Genomic DNA, 21,933 nt, shown 5'->3' with positions numbered 1-21,933 from the left:
GCTTTCCACTACCGTAGCTGTCGGACTCTTATTGTTACGGAAACGCCATGTCGTTGGCCTGCCCACGCTCCCTGTTTTTTACTGTGTTCATCGCAGGCGCCCTGGCCCTGGGCGTTTCCTATTACCTGGAATATGCGGTCGGCCTCAAGCCATGTGGCTTGTGTCTGTTGCAACGGGCTTGCCTGGCGCTGTTGACCGGTTTGTGCCTGATGGCTTCAGTGCACGGTCCTGGTCGCCTGGGGTCCTTTGTGTATTGGCTGCTCGGGCTGCTCTGCAGTCTGTTGGGGACCTTCACGGCCTGGCGTCAGGTCTTGCTGCAAACCGATCCGGTGTATCAATTTTCCGCCTGCTCACCTGACCTGGCCGAGGTATTCACCAGCGCCCCGTGGCTAAGCGTCGTGCAGATGATGTTCCAGGGTGCCGTCGACTGTCCGCGGATCGCCTGGACGTTGTTCGATTTAAGTATTCCGGAATGGAGTCTGCTGTTCTTCGTTGCGGTGATGATTCCGGGTATTTATCAGCTGATACGCCTGGTCTTGAGCGCCAGTCGACGACCGCTCGGCGGCAAGTCGTCGCACCGGGTCCTTGCCAAAGATTAAACACTTGTATGAACTTTATCGTCTGCGTACCTTGAAGCCACCGTCGTGCGGGCATAATCTGGCCCGCACGTGTCATTGGATTTATGTTGCTCGATGACGCTCTGCCTGGCCGAATCTTGATTCTCAAGTGTGCGACAGGTGTAGAGCAGCATGACCCACAAGGGAAGAGAGACCGCCATGCTCGAAAGTTGTCAGAATGCTCAGGAACGTTGGGGTGGAGTTCATCTGCTGATTGACCGCTGGTTGCAGGAGCGTAAAGAGCTGATCGATGCCTACGACAAGCTCGGCTCAGAACCTGAGGCACTGTCCGAGAACCGCAAAACCTTGCAAGAGTTCTGCGGCGTGCTGGTCGATTACGTATCCGCTGGCCACTTCGAGATCTACGAACAGTTGACGGGGGAGGCCAAGGCCTTCAACGACAAGCGTGGCCTGGAGCTCGCCGAGACGATCTACCCGCGCATCGACGTCATCACCGAGAAGCTGCTCGCGTTCAATGACCTGTGTGATGCCGGTCAATGTGTCGCCGAAAAATTCAAGGAACTGGGTGGCCTGCTGCATGAGCGCTTCGAACTGGAAGACTGCCTGATCGAAGTGCTGCATACCGCTCACAAGGAAGAGGCTCCGGTTCAGGCCTGAGCCGAGGTCTTGCAAGGCCTGTAAAAACGGTGCGCGATGCGCACCGTTTTCGTTTCTGCTGTTCAGCCGGCAGCGCCGCGTAACTCGACTTCGAATACCAGGGGCGTGTAAGGCGCGATCAAGTCACCGGCACCGTCGGCGCCATAGGCTTGCGCCGATGGAATCACCAGGCGCCATTTCGCACCGACCGGCATGTCTTGCAGGGCGCTGCGCCAGCCGCTGATCACACTGTCGAGACTGAACCATTGCGGCTGGCTGTTCTGGTCGAACACCGTACCGTCAGGAAGGCGACCGACATACAGTACTTGCACCTTGCCGTTCGGCCCGGCCTTGGCTCCTGTCCCTGGTGCCAGCTCTGTCAGCAGGATGCCATCGGTCAATTCACGAACCCCAGGCCTGGCTTTTTCTTCGCTGAGAAAACGCTGCTCTTTTTCCAGGGCCATTTCGCTTTCTGGCGCAGGCGATTGCATGGCAGTCCGGGCTTCGTGTTCGGCCAAAATCTGTTCGATCTGCTCGTCCTTCAACGCCAGTGGTTTGCCTTGATAAGCCTGCTGCAATCCGTCGACCAGTGCCTGAATCTGCAAATCGGGAACTTCCTGGCGCAAGCGTTCGCCGAGACTTGCGCCCAGGCTGTAAGCGAGATCGTGAGCGTCTTTTTCCTGGTTTTTTTCAGCGGCGTTGGCCACGGAAAAAATCACGCATAACGATAAAAAAAGGTAGCGCGACATGGGCACTCTCCGACCTGAGTTGCCGGCGATTATGCCAGTGCGAATGCATTCAACGGTGAACTGCTTTTGCGCCAGCGCAGAACATTTTCAATTCGTTGCAACGCAGCGCTTTGGATACTGTCAAGATGCCCTAGCGGCGGTAGCAGCAGAGGTCTAGTATGAGCCGCACTCACGTCAGCCAGGAGGTAAACCATGTCGGCCACCAAGAAGCCTGTAAGCACTCCGTTGCACCTACTCCAACAACTCTCGGGCAGCTTGCTCGAGCATCTGGAAAACGCTTGTTCCGAAGCTTTGGCTGATGCCGAAAAACTGCTCGCCAAACTGGAAAAGCAGCGCGGAAAAGCGCAAGAGAAATTGCACAAATCCCGTACCAAATTGCAGGACGCAGCGGCGGCCGGAAAGGCCAAGGCGCAAACCAAGGCCAAGGATGCGGTGAAAGAGCTCGAGGACCTGCTTGATGCACTCAAGGATCGTCAATCGGAAACTCGCGGCTACATTCTGCAACTCAAGCGCGATGCCCAGGAAAGCCTGAAACTGGCCCAGGGCGTTGGTCGTGTACAAGAGGCTGTCGGCAAGGCATTGTCCCTGCGTTCGGCCAAGCCTGCTGCGGCTCCTGCTAAGAAAGCCGCTGCCAAACCGGTTGCCGCAAAAGCACCGGCCAAGCCTGCCGCCCAACCTGCCACCAAGGCACCGGTGAAAGCCGCAGCGAAACCTGCTGCAAAACCTGCAGCGAAAAAACCTGTCGCGGCCAGTGCTGCAAAACCGGCTGCCAGAACGGCAGCTGCCAAACCTGCTGCCAAACCTGCTGCCAAGACAACCGCCGCCAAAACAGCTGCCGCGAAACCGGCTGCCAGAACTGCAGCTGCCAAACCTGCCGTAACGAAAACCGCAGCCGCCAAACCAGCGGCTAGAACTGCCGCTGCAAAACCTGCTGCCAAGCCGGCCGCAAAACCTGTCGCGGCGAAAACCGCTGCCAAGCCAGCTGCAAAACCAGCTGCAAAACCAGCGGCAAAAGCAGCAGCCAAACCTGCCGCAAAACCGACGGCTAAAACGGCTGCAGCCAAACCTGCCGCCAAACCAGCCGTGAAAAAACCGGCCGCTGTTGCAAAGCCGACTCCGGCTCCTACTGCCAAGCCAGCGACGCCAGCACCATCTGCTTCGGCTGCGCCTGCGCCGACAGCAACGACCTCGACAGCCTCCACTGCGCCAACGCCAGTGGCACCGTCGAGCACCAGCACCACCCCAACCAGCGCTTCTTAAGTGCCGGTTACCGCGACGCGCAGCTGATGCAGCGCGTCGCGGTGCAGGTGGGCGGCGCCTGCCGTCACACCTTCCAGCCAGATCGCCAGATCGGTCGCGTCACCTTGCGGCCAATCCTGAGCCGATCGCTCCAGCCGCAATAACAGATTTCGCTCGGCCTCCAATTCAAGTGTCTTGACCTGTTCGCGTAGCGAGTGCAGCTCGGCATCTTGTGTGGCGGGAACTTTCCATTGCACGCGCAGTGCCCGCAACGGTTGCACGACATCGGCGTCCCAGGCTTGCGCCACACCGCGAAGTTGCTGCAGGCGTTGTTCATTGCAGGCGATTCCCCGCTGTCCCAGCCATGCCGCGCACAGCAGCAGACAAACACTGACGCCGGTCGACTGCAATTGCAGGCACGCCCGTTCAACGCCCGGACGGGCATAAAGGGTCAGGGAAAAGCTCCACAGGTCAGAGGACATAGTGCTACTCGCGCTAGTTGCGAGCGAAGCTGGTAGACTCCGCCGCCATTATGATTCGACTTCAGAACCTGACTTTACAGCGTGGCCCGCAACGTCTGCTAGAAGACGCCGAGCTGACCCTGCACGCCGGCCACAAAGCCGGCCTCATCGGTGCCAACGGCGCCGGCAAATCGAGCCTGTTCGCTTTGCTCAGGGGCGAACTGCACCCTGACTCGGGCGATTGCTTCTTGCCGGCCGACTGGCGTATCGCCCACATGCGTCAGGAGGTCGACACGCTCGAACGCCTGGCGGTCGACTACGTGCTCGATGGCGACTTGCGCCTGCGGCAGGTGCAACGTGACCTGGCGGCAGCCGAAGCGGCCCATGACGGTGCCGCACAGGCCCGCCTGCACGCGGAACTCGACAGCGCCGACGGTTACACCGCCGATGCCCGCGCGCGCAAGCTGCTGGCAGGCCTGGGCTTCACCAACGAGCAGATGGATCGCCAGGTCGGCGATTTTTCCGGTGGCTGGCGGATGCGTCTGAACCTGGCGCAGGCCTTGATGTGTCCTTCGGACCTGCTGTTGCTCGACGAACCGACCAACCACCTGGACCTCGACGCCATCATCTGGCTTGAAGAGTGGCTCAAAAGCTATCCAGGCACCTTGATGCTGATTTCCCACGACCGGGACTTCCTCGATGCCGTGGTCGATCACGTGGCTCACGTCGATCAGCGCAAGATCACCCTCTATCGCGGTGGCTACAGCGCCTTCGAGCGTGCCCGTGCCGAACGCCTGGCCCAGCAACAGCAGGCCTACGAGAAGCAGCAGGCGCAACGTGCGCACATGGAAAGCTACATCGCTCGCTTCAAGGCCCAGGCGACCAAGGCTCGCCAGGCCCAGAGCCGGATCAAGGCGCTGGAGCGGATGGAAGAGCTGACTGCGGCGCACGTCGATTCGCCGTTCGACTTCGTCTTCCGCGAATCGCAGAAGATTTCCAGCCCGCTGATCGACCTGTCCGATGCCCGCCTGGGCTACGGCGATAAAACCGTGCTGGAGAAGGTCAAGCTGCAACTGACCCCCGGCGCGCGGATCGGCTTGCTCGGCCCGAACGGCGCCGGTAAATCGACCCTGATCAAAAACCTTGCAGGTGAGCTCTCGCCGCTGGCCGGCCGCCTGACCCGAGGCGAGAACACCGTCGTCGGTTACTTCGCCCAGCATCAGCTTGATTCTCTGGATGCCAAGGCCAGCCCGTTGCTGCACTTGCAGCGCCTGGCACCGACCGAGCGCGAACAGGCCCTGCGCGACTTCCTCGGCGGTTTCGACTTCCGCGGTGCGCGGATCGACGAGCCGGTGCTGAATTTCTCCGGTGGCGAAAAGGCGCGCCTGGCGCTGGCGTTGATTGCCTGGGACCGGCCGAACCTGTTGCTGCTCGACGAACCGACCAACCACCTGGACCTGGAAATGCGCCTGGCGCTGACCATGGCCTTGCAGGAATTCAGTGGTGCGGTACTGGTGGTCTCCCATGATCGCCATTTGCTCAAAAGCACCACCGACAATTTCTATCTGGTGGCGGACGGCAAGGTCGAAGAATTCGACGGCGACCTCGAAGACTACACACGCTGGCTGGTGGAGTACCGCCAGCGCAATGCGCCAGTCAGCAACACCCCGGTCAATCCGGACAAGACCGACAAGAAAGCCCAGCGTCAGGCTGCCGCCGCGTTGCGTCAGCAACTGGCGCCGCACAAGCGTGAGGCTGACAAGCTCGAAGCCGAGTTGGGCAAGCTGCACGAGAAACTGGCGAAGATCGATGCCAGCCTTGGCGACAGCGACATCTACGAACCGTTGCGCAAGAATGAATTGCGCGACCTGCTGGCCGAGCAGGCCAGGCTGAAGGTGCGTGAAGCGGAGCTGGAAGAGGCCTGGATGGAAGCCCTGGAACTGCTGGAAAGCATGCAGGCGGAGCTGGAGGCGCTGTCCTGATGGAGGCCTTCAAGCTGCCGCTGCCGGCAATGTGGATCGAGCCGATCTGGCTCGGTGTGCAAATCCTGCTGATCCTGCTGGCGGGTTACATCGCCCAGCGTTTCGTTGCCAAGTGCCTGACCCGTCTCGGTGAGCGTTACCCCTTCCCGCCACAATTGCTAATGCCGCTGCGTGGCGGTCTGCGCTGGCTGATCATGGGCAGTGCGCTGATCTTCGTGCTGGAGCGCCTCGGGGTTTCGGCCACGGTGCTCTGGACAGCGCTGTCGGGTTTCGTCGCGGTGGCGGCGGTGGCGTTTTTCGCCATGTGGAGTGTGCTCTCCAATCTGTTGTGCGCGATCCTGATCTTCACCGTTGGCCCGTTTCGCTTGGGCGATGTGGTCGAACTGGTGGACACCACCGACAAGCCCGGCGTCAAAGGCCGGGTGATAGCGATCAATCTGCTGTACACCACGCTGATAGAGGCTGAAGAACTCGGCACTGGTAGCGCTATGGTGCAAGTGCCCAATAGCTTGTTCTTCCAGCGCTCGGTTCGGCGTTGGCGTGGGCCTGATTTGTTTCCTTTGAGCGGGTTTGAGAAATAAGCCAGCTTGCGACTGCGATCTTTTGCTTTTGGCGTACGCAAAAAATCGATGGTCATCAGCCCAAAGCCGCATTAGCTTAGACGTCTGTCACAAGTCTGAGTCGAGGTGTGCAATGGAGCTTCAAACATGGCTGGCGTTCTTTGCCGCCTGCTGGGTGATCAGTTTGTCTCCCGGTGCCGGCGCCATTGCGTCGATGTCCAGCGGTCTGCAGTACGGTTTCTGGCGCGGTTACTGGAACGCCCTGGGCCTGCAGTTGGGCCTTGCGGTGCAGATTGCGATTGTTGGCGCCGGTGTCGGCGCGATTCTCACTGCGTCGGCCACCGCTTTCTATGCGATTAAATGGTTCGGCGTGGCCTACCTGGTTTATCTCGCCATCAAACAATGGCGTGCACTGCCCAGTGACATGAGCGATGACGCGGCGGTCCGGCAGATTGGCAAGCCGATGGCCCTGGTGTTCCGAGGCTTTCTGGTGAACATCAGCAACCCCAAGGCCTTGGTGTTCATGCTCGCGGTGTTGCCGCAGTTCATTGATCCGCACGCGCCACTGCTGATCCAGTACCTGATCATCGGTGTCACCATGATCTGCGTGGATCTGATCGTCATGGCCGGGTACACCGGGCTGGCTTCCAAGGTGCTGCGTCTGTTGCGCACACCGAAACAGCAAAAACGCATGAACCGAACCTTTGCCGGACTGTTCATTGGCGCGGCGGCGTTCATGGCCACCCTGCGTAAAGCCGCGGTTTAAACCATCAGTTACAAAAAAGGCGACCTCTTCAGGTCGCCTTTTTCGTTTAAGCCCTGTCGCGCAACCTACGACAAAGCTTGAGTGAAAGTGATTGAGAGTGAACAATATGTTACTTCGTGTTTCCAATTGAGATTCATTCATGATTGCCCCGTCCCGATTCCTGGCCTGGCTGATAGCGCCGGTGCTTGCCCTGTGCAGTTTTAATCTGCTGGCCGACACCGTGGAAGGCGCACCGCAAGCGCTGCACTTACTCGACTACATCGGCGCGGATTACCCGCAAGCGGTGCAGGCAGGCAAGGTCGTCAACGAATCCGAATACCGTGAACAACTGGAGTTCGTCCAGGCGTTGCAAGGCTTGATTGCCGGCATGCCGGCCAAAACGGAAAAGGCCGGGCTGGAGCAGGGCATCAGTCAGCTGCGCGAGGCGATCAGCGCGCGTCAGGACGGTGCGGACGTCGCCCGTCAGGCTCGGCAACTCGGCGCGAAACTGGCCGTGGCCTATGAAGTCAGCCAAGCCCCGATCATTACCCCGGACCCGACTCGCGGCGCGCCACTGTACGCCCAGCATTGTTCGGTGTGTCACGGCGATACAGGCGCTGGCGATGGTCCGGCGGGTGTGGGTCTGACCCCGCCGCCGGCCAATTTGCGTGATAACGCGCGCCAGGATCACCTGAGCCTCTACTCGATCTACAACACGGTGGGCTTGGGGGTCGAAGGCACCGATATGCCGGCTTTCGGCGATCAGTTGGATGATCGTCAGCGTTGGGACCTGGCCACTTACATCGCCAGCTTCAGTGCCGATGCGGCGACCGCCAGCGGCGACAAGACCTATGACATTGCCGATCTGGCCCGCCAGACCCCGGCCGAAGTGCAGGCCACCGATGGTCCGCAGGCCGCCGCGACTTTCCGCGCGCAACGGGCTCAGCCGCCGCAGGCCAAGCGTGGCCCGGCGCAGTTGCTCGACTACACCGCCACCACCCTGGACAAGAGCGTCGCGGCCTACCGAGCAGGCGATCACGATCAGGCCTACGATCTGTCGGTAGCGGCGTACCTGGAAGGCTTCGAGCTGGTCGAAAGCTCCCTGGACAACGTCGATGCCAACGTGCGCAAAGACACTGAAAAATCGCTGATGGCTTACCGTCAGTCGTTGCAGGACGGCCTGCCGGTGGAGCAGGTGGAACAGCGTCTGGAGGCGGCCAAGGCCAAGCTGAAGGCGTCTGCCGGATTGTTGGGCGGCGACGGTTTGAGTGGGTCCCTGAGCTACATTTCCGGTTTGCTGATTCTGCTGCGCGAAGGCCTGGAAGCCATCCTGGTGCTGGCGGCGATTCTCGCCTTCCTGCGTAACACCGGCCAACAGTCGGCGGTACGCAGTGTCAACGTCGGTTGGGGCCTGGCGCTGTTGGCCGGTCTGGGGACCTGGGCGCTGGCGGCTTATGTGATTGATGTCAGCGGCTCGCAGCGCGAACTGCTGGAAGGTGCAACGGCGCTGTTCGCCAGCGTCATGGTGTTGTGGCTCGGTGTGTGGATGCACGACCGCCGTCATGCCGCGGCCTGGCAGGATTACATCAAGAGCAGCCTGGTGGGCGGTGGGGGGCGTTTCGGTTTTGCGATCCTGGCGTTCTTCTCGGTGTATCGCGAGCTGTTCGAAGTGATCCTGTTCTACGAAACCCTGTGGTTGCAGGCAGGTCCGGCTGGTCATGACGCAGTGCTGGCCGGTGGTGCGACGGCGTTGGTGTTGTTGGTCGGTCTGGCCTGGGTGATCCTGCGCGGTTCGGCGAAACTGCCGCTGGCGCTGTTCTTCAGCATCAACGCCGGTCTGCTCTGTGCCTTGTCGGTGGTGTTCGCCGGGCATGGCGTGAAGGCGTTGCAGGAAGCCGGGATCTTCGGCACGCGGCCTGTGCCGTTCTTTGAATTCGATTGGTTGGGCATTCATGCGGATGCGTATTCGCTGACGGCCCAGGCTGTGGCGATCGTTGCGATCATTGTGTTGTATGGTCGCAGTTGGGTGGCCGAGAAGCGGCGGGTGCAGGTTTCCTGATGTAGGAGCTGCCGAAGGCTGCGATCTTTTGCTTTTAAGAGGTGAAAAACATGCGCGTATGGATCGATGCCGACGCCTGCCCTCGGGCGGCCAAGGATCTGGTGGTCAAGTTCGCCCTCAAGCGCCGGTTTGAAGTGGTGCTGGTGGCGGGGCAGCCGCAGATCAAGCCGGGCCTGGCCCTGGTGAAGTTGATCGTCGTGCCCAGCGGTCCGGATGCGGCGGATGATTACCTGGTGGAGCACGCGATTCCCGGTGAGCTGGTGATCTGCAGCGATGTGCCGCTGGCCGACCGGTTGGTGAAAAAAGGCGTTGCCGCGCTGGACCCGCGAGGCAAGGAATTCGATGCGCAGAACATGGGCGATCGCCTGGCCGTACGCAACCTGTTCACCGACTTGCGCGAGCAAGGGCAGATGAGTGGCGGGCCGGCACCGTTTGGTGAGCGGGAAAAGCAGGCGTTTGCCAATGCGCTGGATCGGATTCTGACGCGGTTGTCTTGTTCACAATAATCGTTCCCACGCGGAGCGTGGGAACGATCATGTGTCAGGCGTCGTTTTCGTGGGTCAGTTCGAGCACGCGGTCGACCAGTTTATTGATGCCCGAAGCCGCTTCGCTGATTGATTGCGCCAGCATGTAAGCCGGAGTCGTCACCAGTTTGCGCGCCTTGTCTTCGACGATGTCACTGACCGCGCAATCCTTGTGGGTAGCGCCCATCTTGTCCAAGGCCGCTGCCGTGTCGGCATCGTTGCCGATGGTGCACGTCACGCCCGGCCCATAGATTTTCGCTGCCAAGGCGGGCGAGATGCAGATCAGGCCGACCGGTTTGCCGGCCTCGGCAAAGGCTTCGGTCAAGGCCAGGACGTCCGGTTGAACAGTGCAGCCGGTACCTTCGATGGCGAAGTTGGAAAGGTTCTTGGCCGAGCCGAAGCCACCGGGAACGATCAGCGCGTCGAACTCCTCGGCGTTCGCCTCACGGATATCCTTGACCTCGCCACGGGCGATTCGCGCCGATTCCACCAACACATTGCGCGACTCGGGCATTTCTTCGCCGGTCAGGTGATTGATCACGTGCAGCTGCGCGATATTCGGTGCAAAACACTGCACCTGCGCGCCACGCTGGTCCAGGCGCAGCAGGGTAATCACGCTTTCGTAAATTTCGGCGCCGTCGTATACGCCACAACCGGAAAGGATCACTGCAACTTTTTTGCTCATGGGCTTTTCTCCAGATTCATGACGTTAAATGTCCACTAATTTGTCACTCGTTGCCATAGGGATAATTCGAGGCTACACATAGGATCTGTCCTCAAGATTCCGATCAGGGCGCGTCATGGACTTCATTCTGTATGCGGTGCCGTTTTTCTTTGTGCTGATCGCCGTCGAGCTGCTGGCCGACCGTTGGCGCGGGGTCAGCAACTATCGGCTGGCGGACGCGATCAACAGCATCAGTACCGGTGTGCTGTCGACCACCACGGGCCTGCTGACCAAAGGCGTGGGGCTGGTGACGTATGCGTTTGCCCTCAAGTATCTGGCGCTGTTCGAGCTCTCGGCCGACAGCGTCTGGGTGTGGATTTTTGCCTTCGTCCTTTATGACTTCTGCTACTACTGGCTGCACCGCATGGGCCACGAGCGCAACATTCTCTGGGCCGCGCATTCGGTGCATCACCAGAGCGAGGACTACAACCTCTCCACCGCGCTGCGCCAAACCAGTACCGGGTTCCTGCTGAGCTGGATCTTCTACCTGCCCATGGCCGTCGTCGGTGTGCCGTTGCTGGTGTTCGTCAGCGTCGCGGCGCTGAACCTGCTGTACCAGTTCTGGGTGCATACCCGGCACATTCCCAAGCTCGGCTGGTTCGAGTGGTTTTTCGTCACGCCATCCAATCATCGGGCTCACCATGCCCAGAACGCTCTCTACATGGATCGCAACTACGGCGGCGTGTTCATTATTTGGGACCGTCTATTCGGCTCGTTCCAGGAAGAGGACGACAACGAACCAGTGATTTTCGGCGTGACCACGCCGCTGGCGAGCTGGAACCCGGTGTGGGCCAACGTGCAGTTCTACGCGCAGTTGTGGGCGGATGCGCGGCGTGCCGAAAGCACTTGGGACAAGCTGCGGATCTGGTTCATGCGCACCGGCTGGCGGCCGGCGGATGTGGCAGCCAGGTATCCGATGAACAAACCGGACCTGAGCCAGTTCCGCAAATTCGAAGTGCCGCTTGATGGGCGTCAGCAGCTCTACGTCCTGATGCAGTTCTGTGTCTACATCGCACTGGGCAGCTATTTGATGAACCTTGCGCCCAATCTGTCGACGGCCGCGTTGGTGTTGGGCTGGGGGGCTGTGGCGCTTGGCCTGTTCGTCTTGGGCGTGGCCCTGGAGAATCGCCCGTGGGCGCTGAAGCTGGAGTTGCTGCGGCTGGCATCGAATGTGCCGCTGGTATGGCTGGCACCGCTGGTGGGGCTGTGGCCGGCCAGCGCGGTGGGCTGGGTCGGCCTGCTCAGTTACAGTATGATCAGCGGTATCGGGCTTTACTGCTGCAGAAACCGCTTTACTCGACTGGCGTCTTAGGGCCGCCGGACTTGTGCTGTTGGGCCTTCAGGGCTTGTTCGTCGGCATAGATCTGTTTGGCCAGGCGCGCATTCTTGAACCGCCGGCGCAGCCACAGGCCCAGTCCGAGGACGAGCAGGGCGCCGAGCACCCACAGTTCGTACTTCTTGATGCTGCCGAGCATCCCTTCCAGTACCGCGCCAAAGTGATAGGCCGCCGCCGCCAGTGCGGTGGCCCAGATCGCAGCGCCAATCCCGTTGAGCAACAGATAACGGCCGGGTGGATAGCCCGACAAGCCGATCGCCACCGGCATCACGGTGCGCAGGCCGTAGACGAAGCGGAAGCTCAGGACCCAGATATCCGGATGCTTGCGGATGTGCTCCAGCGCCCGGTCACCCATCAACTGCCAGCGCGGTTTGCGTGCCAGCAACTTACGCCCGTGCTTGCGTCCCAGGAAGTACCACAGCTGATCGCCGGCATAGCTGCCGAAGAACGCCACGACCACCACCAGGTTGATGTCCATGTATCCACGGAACGCGAGGAAGCCCGCGAGCACCAGGATGGTTTCGCCTTCGAAGAACGTGCCAAGAAACAGGGCAAAGTAGCCGAAGTCATGCAGAAATTGTTGGAGCATTGTCTGGGTGCTGGCGAAATGAACGCGCAGCCTAACCCTTCGCACACATTCAGGAAAGTGTCCAAATGTGTCTCGACGTGAACATTTCCTACAAGGACAATGGAATGCGGCTACCTGTCACAGGGTGCACACAACTGTAATACGTTCGTCATAATGGCCGCTTATAACTGTCACGCTCGCATGCCTGCGGGCTCAGGAGTCAGCCGTGAGCTTTACCCCCGCCAACCGTTTGTTTCCCGCAACCCGCCTGCGCCGCAACCGTCGTGACGATTTCTCGCGTCGACTGGTCCGTGAAAACGTGCTGACCGTCGATGACCTGATCCTGCCGGTGTTCGTGCTGGACGGTGAAAACCGTCGCGAAGCGGTGGCCTCGATGCCGGGCGTCGAACGCTTGACCATCGACCTGTTGCTGGAAGAAGCCGCCAAGTGGGTCGAGCTGGGGATTCCGGCGCTGGCGCTGTTCCCGGTGACCCCGCCAGAACTCAAATCGCTGGACGCCGCCGAAGCCTGGAACCCGGAAGGCATCGCCCAACGCGCCACCCGTGCACTGCGTGCGCAGTTCCCTGAGCTGGGCGTGATCACCGACGTCGCGCTGGACCCGTTCACCACCCACGGCCAGGACGGCATTCTCGACGAAGAAGGCTATGTGCAGAACGACATCACCGTCGACGCACTGGTCAGGCAAGCCCTGTCCCATGCTGAATCTGGTGCCCAGGTAGTTGCACCGTCGGATATGATGGACGGTCGCATTCAGGCGATTCGCGAGGCCCTCGAAGTGGCCGGTCACGTCAACGTGCGGATCATGGCCTACTCGGCGAAGTACGCCAGTGCCTATTACGGCCCGTTCCGCGATGCGGTCGGTTCGGCACTGAACCTGGGCAAGGCCAACAAGGCCTCCTATCAGATGGACCCGGCAAACAGCAACGAAGCGCTGCACGAAGTGGCGGCTGACTTGTCAGAAGGCGCAGACATGGTCATGGTCAAGCCAGGCATGCCATATCTGGACATCCTCTGCCGGGTCAAAGAAGAATTCAAAGTGCCGACCTTTGTTTATCAGGTCAGTGGCGAATACGCCATGCACATGGCGGCGATCCAGAATGGCTGGTTGAGCGAAGGGGTTATCCTCGAATCCCTGACCGCTTTTAAACGCGCAGGCGCTGATGGCATCCTGACGTATTTTGCCGTTCGTGCTGCTCAATTGTTACGAGAGCAAAAATAGCCCTCCCAGGAACATTCGATGAATACCGAAGTACTCACTGAAGTTGCCGTAAAAGACGCTCAACCTGTGGTGGAGCAAGTCGACGAGATCCCGCCGGAGCTGGAGCCAGCTCCGCCCGCGGCGGTCGTCGAGACGGCTGTGGCAGCGCCAGCGATTGCCGTTCCCGGCCTGGATGACAGCAGCCTGTACATCCACCGTGAGCTGTCGCAACTGCAGTTCAATATCCGCGTGCTGGAACAGGCACTGGACGAGTCCTACCCGCTGCTGGAGCGGCTGAAGTTTCTGCTGATCTTCTCCAGCAACCTGGACGAATTCTTCGAGATCCGCGTCGCCGGCCTCAAGAAGCAGATCACCTTCGCCCGTGAACAGGCGGGTGCCGATGGCCTGCAACCGCACCAGGCCCTGGCTCGCATCAGTGAATTGGTTCACGGTCACGTTGATCGACAGTACGCGATCCTCAACGACATTCTGCTGCCGGAACTGGAAAAGCATCAGGTGCGCTTCATCCGTCGCCGCAACTGGACGACCAAGCTCAAGACCTGGGTCCGCCGCTATTTCCGCGACGAAATCGCCCCGATCATCACCCCGATCGGCCTCGACCCGACGCACCCGTTCCCATTGCTGGTCAACAAGAGCCTGAACTTCATCGTCGAGCTCGAAGGCATCGATGCCTTCGGTCGCGACTCCGGTCTGGCGATCATCCCCGCACCGCGCCTGCTGCCGCGCATCATCAAGGTGCCGGAAGAAGTCGGCGGCGCTGGCGACAACTATGTGTTCCTGTCGTCGATGATCCACGCCCACGCCGATGACTTGTTCCAGGGCATGAAGGTAAAGGGCTGCTACCAATTCCGCCTGACCCGAAACGCCGACCTGGCGCTGGACTCCGAAGACGTCGAAGACCTGGCGCGGGCCCTGCGCGGCGAGTTGTTCTCCCGTCGTTATGGCGACGCGGTGCGACTGGAGGTCGCCGATACCTGCCCGAAACAGCTGTCCGATTACTTGCTCAAGCAGTTCAACCTGAGCGAGACCGAGCTGTATCAGGTCAACGGCCCGGTGAACCTGACGCGTCTGTTCAGCATCACCGGCCTGGACAGCCAGCGCGAGCTGCAGTACCTGCCGTTTACCCCGCAGATCCCGAAACTGCTGCAAAACAGCGAGAACATTTTCAGCGTGATCAGCAAGCAGGACATCCTGTTGCTGCACCCGTTCGAGTCGTTCACCCCGGTGGTCGACCTGCTGCGTCAGGCTGCCAAAGACCCGCACGTGCTGGCGGTGCGTCAGACCCTGTATCGCTCCGGCGCCAACTCGGAAATCGTCGATGCGTTGGTGGACGCGGCGCGTAACGGCAAGGAAGTCACCGCGGTGATCGAATTGCGCGCGCGCTTCGATGAGGAATCCAACCTGCAACTGGCCAGCCGTCTGCAAGCGGCCGGTGCGGTGGTGATCTACGGTGTGGTCGGTTTCAAGACCCACGCCAAGATGATGCTGATCCTGCGCCGCGAAGCGGGCGAGATCGTGCGTTACGCACACTTGGGTACGGGTAACTATCACGCCGGCAACGCTCGCCTGTACACTGACTACAGCCTGCTGACCTCCGACGACGCCCTGTGCGAAGACGTCGGCAAACTGTTCAGCCAATTGATCGGCATGGGCAAGACGCTGCGCATGAAGAAGCTGCTGCATGCGCCGTTCACCCTGAAAAAGGGCATGCTCGACATGATTGCCCGCGAAACCCAGTTCGCCCTCGAGGGCAAGCCGGCGCACATCATCGCCAAGTTCAACTCGCTGACCGATCCGAAGATCATCCGCGCCCTGTACAAAGCCAGTCAGTCGGGCGTGCGCATTGATCTGGTGGTGCGTGGCATGTGCTGCCTGCGGCCGGGCATCGCCGGGGTTTCGCACAATATCCATGTGCGTTCGATCATCGGGCGCTTCCTGGAGCACACCCGGGTCTTCTACTTCCTCAATGGCGGCGATGAACAGATGTTCCTGTCCAGTGCCGACTGGATGGAGCGCAACCTCGACAAGCGCGTCGAGACTTGCTTCCCGGTGGAAGGCAAGAAGCTGATCATGCGGGTCAAGAAAGAGCTGGAGCTGTACCTCAGCGATAACACCCACAGCTGGAGTCTGCAGTCGGACGGCCGTTACATCCGCAATACGCCGACCGGCAACCAGAACCCGCGCAGTGCCCAGGCTACCTTGCTGGAGCGGTTGGGTAGCCCGATTCTGGCGGTCAGGTAACACCGGCATGAGGTAAAAAAATGGCGATCCCTGCGGATCGCCATTTTTTTATTTGGCTATACACCTGTGGCGAGGGGATTTTGTGGTGAGGGGATTTATGTGGTGAGGGGATTTATCCCCGTTGGGTCGCGAAGCGGCCCCCGTTCAGACGCATCGAGTTGACCGGATTCACGACTGCTTCGCAGCCGAGCGGGGATAAATCCCCTCGCCACAAAAGCCCCCCAGCAGCCGGGACGGGGCTAGCGCACGGTCAGTACGGTATCCACGCGGGTCAGCCATTGCGCTTCAATCTCGAAGTCGGCCTGGGTCAGCTGGTTTTCGTCCAGCCAGTGCTCCGGGAACACCACTTCCAGGCTGTTGCCCAAGGCGTTCAGTTCTACCTGGGGCATTTGCTGGGTGCCGCGAATGTGATGGAACAGGATCGCGAAGCGCAACAATACGCACAGACGAATCAGCTTGATGCCGTCATCGCCGAAATCGGCAAATTTGTCCTTGGGGATGTTGCGACGGTGACCGCGGACCAGCAGCGCGAGCATCAGCTGGTCCTCGCGGGAGAAGCCGGCCAGGTCTGAGTGTTCGATCAGGTAGGCGCCGTGCTTGTGGTACTGATAGTGGGCAATGTCCAGGCCCACTTCATGCACCTTGGCCGCCCAGCCGAGCAGTTCGCGCCAGACGCCGTCTTCCAGGTCCCAGTCCTTGGCCACCTGATCGAAGGCATGCAGGGCCTTGCGTTCGACTCGCGCCGCCTGTTCCAGATCGACGTGATAACGCTCCATCAGCGAGGTCAGGGTGCGTTCACGCACGTCTTCGTGATGATGGCGTCCCAGCAGGTCATAGAGCACGCCTTCGCGCAGCGCGCCTTCACAGTGGTCCATGCGTTGCAATTCAAGGGAATCGAAGATGGCTTCGAGGATGGCCAGGCCTGCCGGGAAAATCGCCCGACGGTCCGGCTTGATGCCTTCGAAGTCGATTTTGTCGACGTCGCCCAGCTTGATCAGCTTGCGCTTGAGCCAGGCCAGGCCCTGGGCGTTGACCTCGCCGCTGCCGTGGCCACCCGCCTTCAGCGCCAGGCCGATGGCGCGGATGGTGCCCGAGGAGCCGATGGCTTCATCCCAGGTCAGGCGATGCAGGGCGTGTTCGATGCTCATGATCTCCAGCCGTGCTGCCGTATACGCCTGGGCGTAGCGAGCCGGGGTGATCTTGCCGTCCTTGAAATAACGCTGGGTGTAGCTGACGCAACCCATCTGCAGGCTTTCGCGCAACAATGGCTCGAATCTCTGCCCGATGATGAATTCGGTACTGCCGCCGCCGATGTCGGCCACCAGGCGTTTGCCCGGGGTGTCGGCGAGGGTGTGGGACACGCCGAGATAGATCAGTCGCGCTTCTTCACGGCCGGAGATGACTTCCACCGGGTGACCGAGGATTTCTTCGGCGCGGTGGATGAATTCGTTGCGGTTACGGGCTTCACGCAGGGCGTTGGTGCCGACGATCCGCACGGCGCCTGTGGGCATACCGTTGATCAGTTGGGCGAAACGCTTGAGGCAATCGAGCCCGCGTTGCATGGATTCTTCGCTGAGGTGGCGTTCGTCGTCGATACCGGCGGCCAGCTGAACCTTCTCCCCGAGACGTTCGAGAATACGGATTTCGCCGTTCTGGGCCTTGGCCACGACCATGTGAAAGCTGTTGGAGCCCAGGTCGATTGCGGCGATCAGGGACAGATTCTTGGCTTGGGATTGCGGCATGGTCAGGGGTCTCGGTCGATAACCTCGACATCGTGCCACGATCACAGGCTGGCGCCAACGCGTAGGAGCTGCCGAAGGCTGCGATCTTTTATCACGGGGGCAGATTTGCGGCGCTGGCTCTGGCCCCATCGCGGGCAAGCCTTGCTCCTACGGATTTGTATCGTACGCGCATAGTGCGTACACCCTTGACCTGTAGGAGCAAGGCTTGCCCGCGATGGCGGCCTCAAAAACACTAAAGAAACATCACCCGGCCGCCTCCACGGTGCCAATGAAGTTCGCCAGCTCCGCCGTCTGCGGATTGGCAAACAACACCCTCGGATCGCCCACCTCATGCACCAGGCCCTGATGCATGAACACCAACTTATCCCCAACCTCCCGGGCAAAACGCATTTCATGGGTAACCATGATCAGCGTCATGCCTTCCTTGGCCAGTTGCCGAACCACGCTCAGCACTTCGTTGACCAGCTCCGGGTCGAGCGCCGAGGTGATTTCGTCGCACAGCAGCACCTTGGGCGACATCGCCAGCGCGCGGGCAATGGCGACTCGCTGTTGCTGCCCGCCCGACAGTCGATCGGGGAAGGCATCGAACTTCTCCCCAAGCCCGACCCGCTCCAGCATCTGCCTCGCCAGGTCGGCGGCTTTGGTTTTCGGTACCTTTTGCACCACTTGTGGCGCGAGCATCACGTTCTCGCCAACCGTCAGGTGCGGGAATAGGTTGAACTGCTGGAACACCATCCCGACTTTCTGCCGCAGGCTGCGCAGGTCGGCACGGGCGGCGTCGAGGTATTCGCCGTCGACTTCGATGACGCCATCGTTGATCGATTCCAGGCCGTTGAGGGTGCGCAGCAAGGTCGACTTGCCCGAACCACTGCGACCGATGATCGCCACCACCTGGCCTTGCTCGACACTCAGGTCGATGCCTTTGAGCACATGGTGGTCGCCATAGTATTTATGCAGGGCGGAAATTCTAAGCAGGGGCATGCAGTCTCCTTTCCAGGTAGCGCGCACTGAGGGACAAGGGGTAGCAGAGCAGGAAGTAGCCGAGGGCGACGAGGCCGTAGACCATGAAGGGCTCGAAGGTGGCGTTGGCCAACATGCCGCCGGTCTTGGTCAGTTCGGTGAAACCGATGATCGAGGTCACGGCAGTGCCCTTGACCACTTGCACCGAAAAACCCACGGTCGGCGCCACGGCGATGCGCAACGCTTGTGGGAGGATCACGTAGCGCAGTTGCTCCAGAGGGTTCAGCGCCAGGCTCGACGAGGCTTCCCACTGGCCGTGGGGGATCGACTCGACACAGCCACGCCAGATCTCCGCCAGATAGGCGCTGGTGAACAACGTCAAAGCGATTGCCGCCGCGGCCCATGGCGAAATATCCACCCCGGCCAGCGCCACGCCGAAGAACACCAGGAACAGCTGCATCAACAGCGGCGTGCCTTGGAACAGTTCGATATACGTTCGGGCAAAGCTGCGCGGCAGGGGTTTGTTCGAGAGGCGCATCAGCATGATCAGCAAGCCGATCAGCCCGCCGCCAACGAACGCCACCAGCGACAACGCCAGTGTCCATTGCAGGCCCGTGAGCAGGTTGCGCACGATGTCCCAGAAGGTGAAATCGCTCATCGGCTGCTCCTTGCAATGAACCGGTGGCCGATCCAGTTCAGCAACTGACGGATCAACACGGCCATGCACAGATAGAGCAGCGTGGTCAGGGCATAGGTTTCAAAGGCGCGGAAGTTGCGCGACTGGATGAAGTTGGCGGCGAAGCTCAGCTCTTCGGTGGCGATCTGCGAACAGACCGCCGAGCCGAGCATGACGATGATGATCTGGCTGCTCAGGGCCGGCCATACCTTGCCCAGCGCTGGCAGGAGCACCACGTGGCGGAAGGCTTCGAAGCGCGTCATCGCCAGTGCCGCCGCGGCCTCCAGCTGGCCTCGCGGGATCGCCTGGACGCCGGCACGGATGATCTCGGTCGAGTAGGCTCCCAGATTGATCACCATCGCCAGCACCGCTGCCTGCCATTCGGAAATCTGTACGCCCAGTGACGGCAGGCCGAAGAAGATGAAAAACAACTGCACCAGAAACGGCGTATTGCGGATCAACTCGACGTAGACCGCGAAAATCCCGGCGAAGGGGCGGATGTTCCACGCCCGCACCAGCGCCCCGACGATGCCCAGGCCCACCCCCAGCACCGCCCCGATGGCCGTCAGCTCAAGGGTGAACAGCGCACCGCGCAGCAGCAGATCGGTGTTGTGTACCACCGGCAAGAAATCGAACTGATAAGCCATAGCGAGTCTCCTGCGCGCCGGATCAGAGGTCGGCCGGCAGCGGTTCTTTCAACCAGACCAAGGCGTTTTCCTCCAGCGCGCCGTCGCTCTTGGCGGTGACGAGGATCTGGTTGACCTTGTCCAGCAGCGCTGGCTCGTTCTTGTTAACGCCCACGTAGACCGGCGAATCCTTGAGCTTCACTTTCAGTGCCGGTACACGTTTCGGGCTTTTCTCGCTGATGGCGACCATCACCACGTTGCCGCTGGCGATCAGGTCCACTTGCCCGGCCAGATACGCGGCGATGGTCGAGTTGTTGTCTTCGAAACGCTTGATGGTCACGCCTTCGGGGGCGACCTTGGTCAGTTCGATGTCTTCGATGGCGCCACGGGTGACGCTGATGGTTTTGCCCTTGAGGTCGTCCAGGCCTTTGATGTCGGCGTCTGGAGGACCGAATACCGCGAGGTAGAAGGGTGCGTAGGCGCGGGAGAAATCGATGACTTTTTCGCGCTCCGGGTTTTTACCGAGGCTGGAGATCACCAGGTCCACCTTACCGGTGGTCAGGAACGGGATGCGGTTGGTGCTGTTGACCGGGGTCAGTTCGAGTTTGACCTTGAGCTGGTCCGCCAGCAGTTTGGCGGTGTCGATGTCCAGGCCGCGCGGTTTCATGTCCGGGCCGACCGAGCCGAAGGGCGGGAAGTCCTGCGGTACGGCGACTTTGAGGACACCGCGCTGGACCACATCTTCCAGAGCGTCGGCGTGGGCGTGTGCCTGGCTCAGCACGAGGCTGGCGAACAAGGCTGCGAGGAGGGCGCTGTAACGCTGGGTCATGGCAAGTCTCCGGATCTTCGAGAAGTGATTTCTGCGGATCGACAGAGCACGGGCCATGCCAACATGGCGGTTCGGGGGCGCCAGGTAGCGGTTTTGCTGGTGTCGCACGGTCTTACTGGTCTGAACAGTCGGGTGACGGTGCGCACCTCGATGGCGCAGTCGTGAAAGTTACCGAACCCCCATGGGGCACGACTTGCCGGGCGCGGCGAATAGCTTTACAACTAATCGCACATTGGCCTGGTTCAACTGGAAAACCATGAATTCGATTTCTCGCGCCGTACCTGAAGTGGCACTGCAAGCCATCCGCAAGCTGATCACCGAACAGTGTTTCGGGCCGGGGGAGGCCTTGCCTTCGCAACGGTACCTGGCGCTGCAATTGGGGATCAGTCGGGCGTCGCTGCGAGAGGCGTTGTCGTCGCTCAGTGCCTTGGGTGAAATCAGCATCCAGCCGGGCAAGGGCGTGTTCGTGCTGTCGCAGGTGGATTTGCCGCAAGGCGAGAAGGCGCCGGGGTGGCCGTTCGCGGCGCAGGCCTCGCCGCTGGACATCTTCCAGTTGCGTTATGCGCTGGAGGGATTCGCCGCCGGGTTGGCCGCCGTGACCTTGAGTACCGATGAGCTGGATGTCCTGGAAGACAATGTCGCCGCCATGCGCAACGTATTGAAGGCCGGCGACTTCGATTTGGCCGCGCGACTGGACTTCGAATTCCATCGGCGCATTCTGATGGCCAGTGGCAATCAGGCGATGCTGAGCATCCTGACGGCCAGCGCCGACATTTTCATGGAGAGCCAGAAGCTACCGTTCATCCGGGCTGAGCGGGCCATGGAAACCTGGCAGGAGCACCGCAAAATCCTTCGCGCGCTGGCTCGCCGGGCCTCGGGGGCTGCGCAAAAGGCTATGCACGAACACGTGCGCAACGCGGCGCTGCGCACTGGAATTGCGTTCGTCGCTCCCGCAAAGGCGTGACCTGGGCTATACCCAAACTCATGTAACACCATAGCGAGACTCAATCATCTGCACCTTCCTGAACGAAGGAAGGGCGGCTATGATGGGCCACGTTTTTTTGCTTACAACCCTGGAGAATTCCATGAGCAGCGATCTTATCAAACACGTTAGCGACGCTAGCTTCGAGGCCGACGTACTCAAGGCTGAAGGCGCTGTACTGGTCGACTACTGGGCTGAGTGGTGCGGCCCTTGCAAAATGATCGCTCCTGTCCTGGACGAAATTGCCGAGACCTACAAAGGCAAGCTGACCGTTGCCAAACTGAACATCGACGAAAACCAGGAAACCCCCGCCAAGCACGGCGTGCGTGGTATCCCGACGCTGATGCTGTTCAAGAACGGTAACGTTGAAGCGACCAAGGTCGGCGCACTGTCGAAGTCGCAACTGGCGGCTTTCCTCGACGCCAACATCTAAGCGTCGTTGCAGCGTGTCAGAAAAAGGCCCCGCAAATAGCGGG

At 60.5% G+C, this 21,933-nt stretch carries 22 protein-coding genes; 13 read left to right on the top strand and 9 right to left on the bottom strand.

Annotated elements, in window-relative coordinates:
- Positions 1-47 precede the first annotated feature (47 nt).
- A complete protein-coding gene (locus ACA058_RS29875) occupies positions 48-599 on the top strand; it encodes a disulfide bond formation protein B (protein WP_497637112.1) in 552 nt (183 codons plus the stop codon).
- 177 nt (positions 600-776) lie between these two features.
- Positions 777-1,235, top strand: coding sequence for a sigma D regulator (gene rsd, locus ACA058_RS29870; protein WP_497637111.1), 459 nt, complete (start codon positions 777-779; stop codon positions 1,233-1,235).
- Positions 1,236-1,297: 62 nt separating this feature from the next.
- Here rsd and ACA058_RS29865 read toward each other — a convergent pair whose 3' ends face one another.
- Positions 1,298-1,963: an FKBP-type peptidyl-prolyl cis-trans isomerase gene (locus ACA058_RS29865; RefSeq protein WP_497637110.1), complete on the bottom strand. Its 666-nt coding sequence runs from the start codon at positions 1,961-1,963 to the stop codon at positions 1,298-1,300.
- Between the two features lie 192 nt (positions 1,964-2,155).
- On the opposite strand from ACA058_RS29865, the gene ACA058_RS29860 reads away from it, so the two are divergent.
- Positions 2,156-3,223, top strand: a complete 1,068-nt coding sequence (locus ACA058_RS29860) for an AlgP family protein (protein WP_497637109.1) — start codon at positions 2,156-2,158, stop codon at positions 3,221-3,223.
- On the opposite strand, the gene ACA058_RS29855 is transcribed toward ACA058_RS29860, so the two are convergent.
- Entirely contained in the window at positions 3,220-3,684 is a 465-nt protein-coding gene (locus ACA058_RS29855) for a TIGR02444 family protein (protein WP_497637108.1), read from the bottom strand. The two genes, ACA058_RS29860 and ACA058_RS29855, sit on opposite strands and share 4 nt — an antisense overlap.
- 50 nt (positions 3,685-3,734) lie before the next feature.
- On the opposite strand from ACA058_RS29855, the gene ACA058_RS29850 reads away from it, so the two are divergent.
- The 5 genes from ACA058_RS29850 (at position 3,735) to ACA058_RS29830 (ending at position 9,515) form a co-directional block, all read left to right on the top strand.
- A complete protein-coding gene (locus ACA058_RS29850; protein WP_497637107.1) occupies positions 3,735-5,645 on the top strand; it encodes an ATP-binding cassette domain-containing protein in 1,911 nt (636 codons plus the stop codon).
- A complete protein-coding gene (locus tag ACA058_RS29845; protein ID WP_497637106.1) occupies positions 5,645-6,226 on the top strand; it encodes a mechanosensitive ion channel domain-containing protein in 582 nt (193 codons plus the stop codon). The genes ACA058_RS29850 and ACA058_RS29845 overlap by 1 nt, the downstream gene beginning before the upstream one ends.
- Positions 6,227-6,338: 112 nt before the next feature.
- The gene (rhtB, locus tag ACA058_RS29840) at positions 6,339-6,971 is read left to right on the top strand and encodes a homoserine/homoserine lactone efflux protein (protein WP_150724939.1); all 633 of its coding nucleotides are present in this window, start codon (positions 6,339-6,341) and stop codon (positions 6,969-6,971) included.
- 139 nt (positions 6,972-7,110) lie between these two features.
- Complete coding sequence (locus ACA058_RS29835) at positions 7,111-9,009, top strand: FTR1 family protein (RefSeq protein ID WP_497637105.1); 1,899 nt, start codon at positions 7,111-7,113, stop codon at positions 9,007-9,009.
- A gap of 50 nt (positions 9,010-9,059) precedes the next feature.
- Complete coding sequence (locus ACA058_RS29830) at positions 9,060-9,515, top strand: YaiI/YqxD family protein (protein WP_497637104.1); 456 nt, start codon at positions 9,060-9,062, stop codon at positions 9,513-9,515.
- Between the two features lie 34 nt (positions 9,516-9,549).
- On the opposite strand, the gene elbB is transcribed toward ACA058_RS29830, so the two are convergent.
- Entirely contained in the window at positions 9,550-10,218 is a 669-nt protein-coding gene (gene elbB / locus ACA058_RS29825) for an isoprenoid biosynthesis glyoxalase ElbB (RefSeq protein WP_497637103.1), read from the bottom strand.
- A 115-nt stretch (positions 10,219-10,333) separates the two neighbouring features.
- On the opposite strand from elbB, the gene ACA058_RS29820 reads away from it, so the two are divergent.
- On the top strand, positions 10,334-11,569 hold the full coding sequence (locus ACA058_RS29820; protein WP_497637102.1) for a sterol desaturase family protein: 1,236 nt from the start codon (positions 10,334-10,336) through the stop codon (positions 11,567-11,569).
- Here the strand turns inward: ACA058_RS29820 and ACA058_RS29815 are convergent.
- A complete protein-coding gene (locus ACA058_RS29815; RefSeq protein WP_497637101.1) occupies positions 11,550-12,182 on the bottom strand; it encodes a DedA family protein in 633 nt (210 codons plus the stop codon). The two genes, ACA058_RS29820 and ACA058_RS29815, sit on opposite strands and share 20 nt — an antisense overlap.
- 205 nt (positions 12,183-12,387) lie before the next feature.
- Between ACA058_RS29815 and hemB the strand changes: the two genes are divergently transcribed.
- Positions 12,388-13,401: a porphobilinogen synthase gene (hemB, locus tag ACA058_RS29810; protein ID WP_497637100.1), complete on the top strand. Its 1,014-nt coding sequence runs from the start codon at positions 12,388-12,390 to the stop codon at positions 13,399-13,401.
- Positions 13,402-13,419: 18 nt separating this feature from the next.
- Positions 13,420-15,642, top strand: coding sequence for a polyphosphate kinase 1 (gene ppk1, locus ACA058_RS29805; protein WP_497637099.1), 2,223 nt, complete (start codon positions 13,420-13,422; stop codon positions 15,640-15,642).
- A gap of 239 nt (positions 15,643-15,881) precedes the next feature.
- Here ppk1 and ppx read toward each other — a convergent pair whose 3' ends face one another.
- The 5 genes from ppx to ACA058_RS29780 all read right to left on the bottom strand — a co-directional run bounded on the left by ppx (position 15,882) and on the right by ACA058_RS29780 (position 20,475).
- Complete coding sequence (gene ppx / locus ACA058_RS29800; protein WP_497637098.1) at positions 15,882-17,384, bottom strand: exopolyphosphatase; 1,503 nt, start codon at positions 17,382-17,384, stop codon at positions 15,882-15,884.
- A 243-nt stretch (positions 17,385-17,627) separates the two neighbouring features.
- Positions 17,628-18,365: an amino acid ABC transporter ATP-binding protein gene (locus ACA058_RS29795; protein WP_497637097.1), complete on the bottom strand. Its 738-nt coding sequence runs from the start codon at positions 18,363-18,365 to the stop codon at positions 17,628-17,630.
- Complete coding sequence (locus ACA058_RS29790; RefSeq protein WP_497637096.1) at positions 18,352-19,002, bottom strand: amino acid ABC transporter permease; 651 nt, start codon at positions 19,000-19,002, stop codon at positions 18,352-18,354. The genes ACA058_RS29795 and ACA058_RS29790 overlap by 14 nt, the downstream gene beginning before the upstream one ends.
- A complete protein-coding gene (locus tag ACA058_RS29785) occupies positions 18,999-19,667 on the bottom strand; it encodes an amino acid ABC transporter permease (protein ID WP_497637095.1) in 669 nt (222 codons plus the stop codon). Before ACA058_RS29785 ends, ACA058_RS29790 begins: the two co-directional genes overlap by 4 nt.
- Positions 19,668-19,689: 22 nt before the next feature.
- Positions 19,690-20,475 (bottom strand): transporter substrate-binding domain-containing protein, encoded by a 786-nt coding sequence (locus tag ACA058_RS29780; RefSeq protein WP_497637094.1) that lies wholly within the window; start codon positions 20,473-20,475, stop codon positions 19,690-19,692.
- Positions 20,476-20,731: 256 nt separating this feature from the next.
- Between ACA058_RS29780 and ACA058_RS29775 the strand changes: the two genes are divergently transcribed.
- On the top strand, positions 20,732-21,439 hold the full coding sequence (locus ACA058_RS29775) for a FadR/GntR family transcriptional regulator (RefSeq protein WP_497637093.1): 708 nt from the start codon (positions 20,732-20,734) through the stop codon (positions 21,437-21,439).
- A gap of 121 nt (positions 21,440-21,560) precedes the next feature.
- Complete coding sequence (gene trxA, locus ACA058_RS29770; RefSeq protein ID WP_003206727.1) at positions 21,561-21,890, top strand: thioredoxin TrxA; 330 nt, start codon at positions 21,561-21,563, stop codon at positions 21,888-21,890.
- Positions 21,891-21,933: the final 43 nt, after the last annotated feature.

The organism is Pseudomonas sp. LBUM1649 (genome assembly GCF_059716155.1).
The sequence above is the reverse complement of the archived record's forward strand: the minus strand, read 5'-3'. Positions and strand labels throughout refer to the sequence as shown.

Bases quoted from the DNA above. Each gene is read 5' to 3' on its own strand.
- ACA058_RS29780 (WP_497637094.1), bottom strand. From the start codon at position 20,475: ATGACCCAGCGTTACAGCGCCCTCCTCGCAGCCTTGTTCGCCAGCCTC.
- ACA058_RS29850 (WP_497637107.1), top strand. From the start codon at position 3,735: ATGATTCGACTTCAGAACCTGACTTTACAGCGTGGCCCGCAACGTCTG.
- ACA058_RS29835 (WP_497637105.1), top strand. From the start codon at position 7,111: ATGATTGCCCCGTCCCGATTCCTGGCCTGGCTGATAGCGCCGGTGCTT.
- ACA058_RS29845 (WP_497637106.1), top strand. From the start codon at position 5,645: ATGGAGGCCTTCAAGCTGCCGCTGCCGGCAATGTGGATCGAGCCGATC.
- ACA058_RS29815 (WP_497637101.1), bottom strand. From the start codon at position 12,182: ATGCTCCAACAATTTCTGCATGACTTCGGCTACTTTGCCCTGTTTCTT.
- ACA058_RS29785 (WP_497637095.1), bottom strand. From the start codon at position 19,667: ATGGCTTATCAGTTCGATTTCTTGCCGGTGGTACACAACACCGATCTG.
- rsd (WP_497637111.1), top strand. From the start codon at position 777: ATGCTCGAAAGTTGTCAGAATGCTCAGGAACGTTGGGGTGGAGTTCAT.
- trxA (WP_003206727.1), top strand. From the start codon at position 21,561: ATGAGCAGCGATCTTATCAAACACGTTAGCGACGCTAGCTTCGAGGCC.
- ACA058_RS29865 (WP_497637110.1), bottom strand. From the start codon at position 1,963: ATGTCGCGCTACCTTTTTTTATCGTTATGCGTGATTTTTTCCGTGGCC.
- elbB (WP_497637103.1), bottom strand. From the start codon at position 10,218: ATGAGCAAAAAAGTTGCAGTGATCCTTTCCGGTTGTGGCGTATACGAC.
- ppk1 (WP_497637099.1), top strand. From the start codon at position 13,420: ATGAATACCGAAGTACTCACTGAAGTTGCCGTAAAAGACGCTCAACCT.
- ACA058_RS29860 (WP_497637109.1), top strand. From the start codon at position 2,156: ATGTCGGCCACCAAGAAGCCTGTAAGCACTCCGTTGCACCTACTCCAA.
- rhtB (WP_150724939.1), top strand. From the start codon at position 6,339: ATGGAGCTTCAAACATGGCTGGCGTTCTTTGCCGCCTGCTGGGTGATC.
- ACA058_RS29775 (WP_497637093.1), top strand. From the start codon at position 20,732: ATGAATTCGATTTCTCGCGCCGTACCTGAAGTGGCACTGCAAGCCATC.
- ACA058_RS29820 (WP_497637102.1), top strand. From the start codon at position 10,334: ATGGACTTCATTCTGTATGCGGTGCCGTTTTTCTTTGTGCTGATCGCC.
- ACA058_RS29855 (WP_497637108.1), bottom strand. From the start codon at position 3,684: ATGTCCTCTGACCTGTGGAGCTTTTCCCTGACCCTTTATGCCCGTCCG.
- ppx (WP_497637098.1), bottom strand. From the start codon at position 17,384: ATGCCGCAATCCCAAGCCAAGAATCTGTCCCTGATCGCCGCAATCGAC.
- ACA058_RS29790 (WP_497637096.1), bottom strand. From the start codon at position 19,002: ATGAGCGATTTCACCTTCTGGGACATCGTGCGCAACCTGCTCACGGGC.
- ACA058_RS29830 (WP_497637104.1), top strand. From the start codon at position 9,060: ATGCGCGTATGGATCGATGCCGACGCCTGCCCTCGGGCGGCCAAGGAT.
- ACA058_RS29875 (WP_497637112.1), top strand. From the start codon at position 48: ATGTCGTTGGCCTGCCCACGCTCCCTGTTTTTTACTGTGTTCATCGCA.
- ACA058_RS29795 (WP_497637097.1), bottom strand. From the start codon at position 18,365: ATGCCCCTGCTTAGAATTTCCGCCCTGCATAAATACTATGGCGACCAC.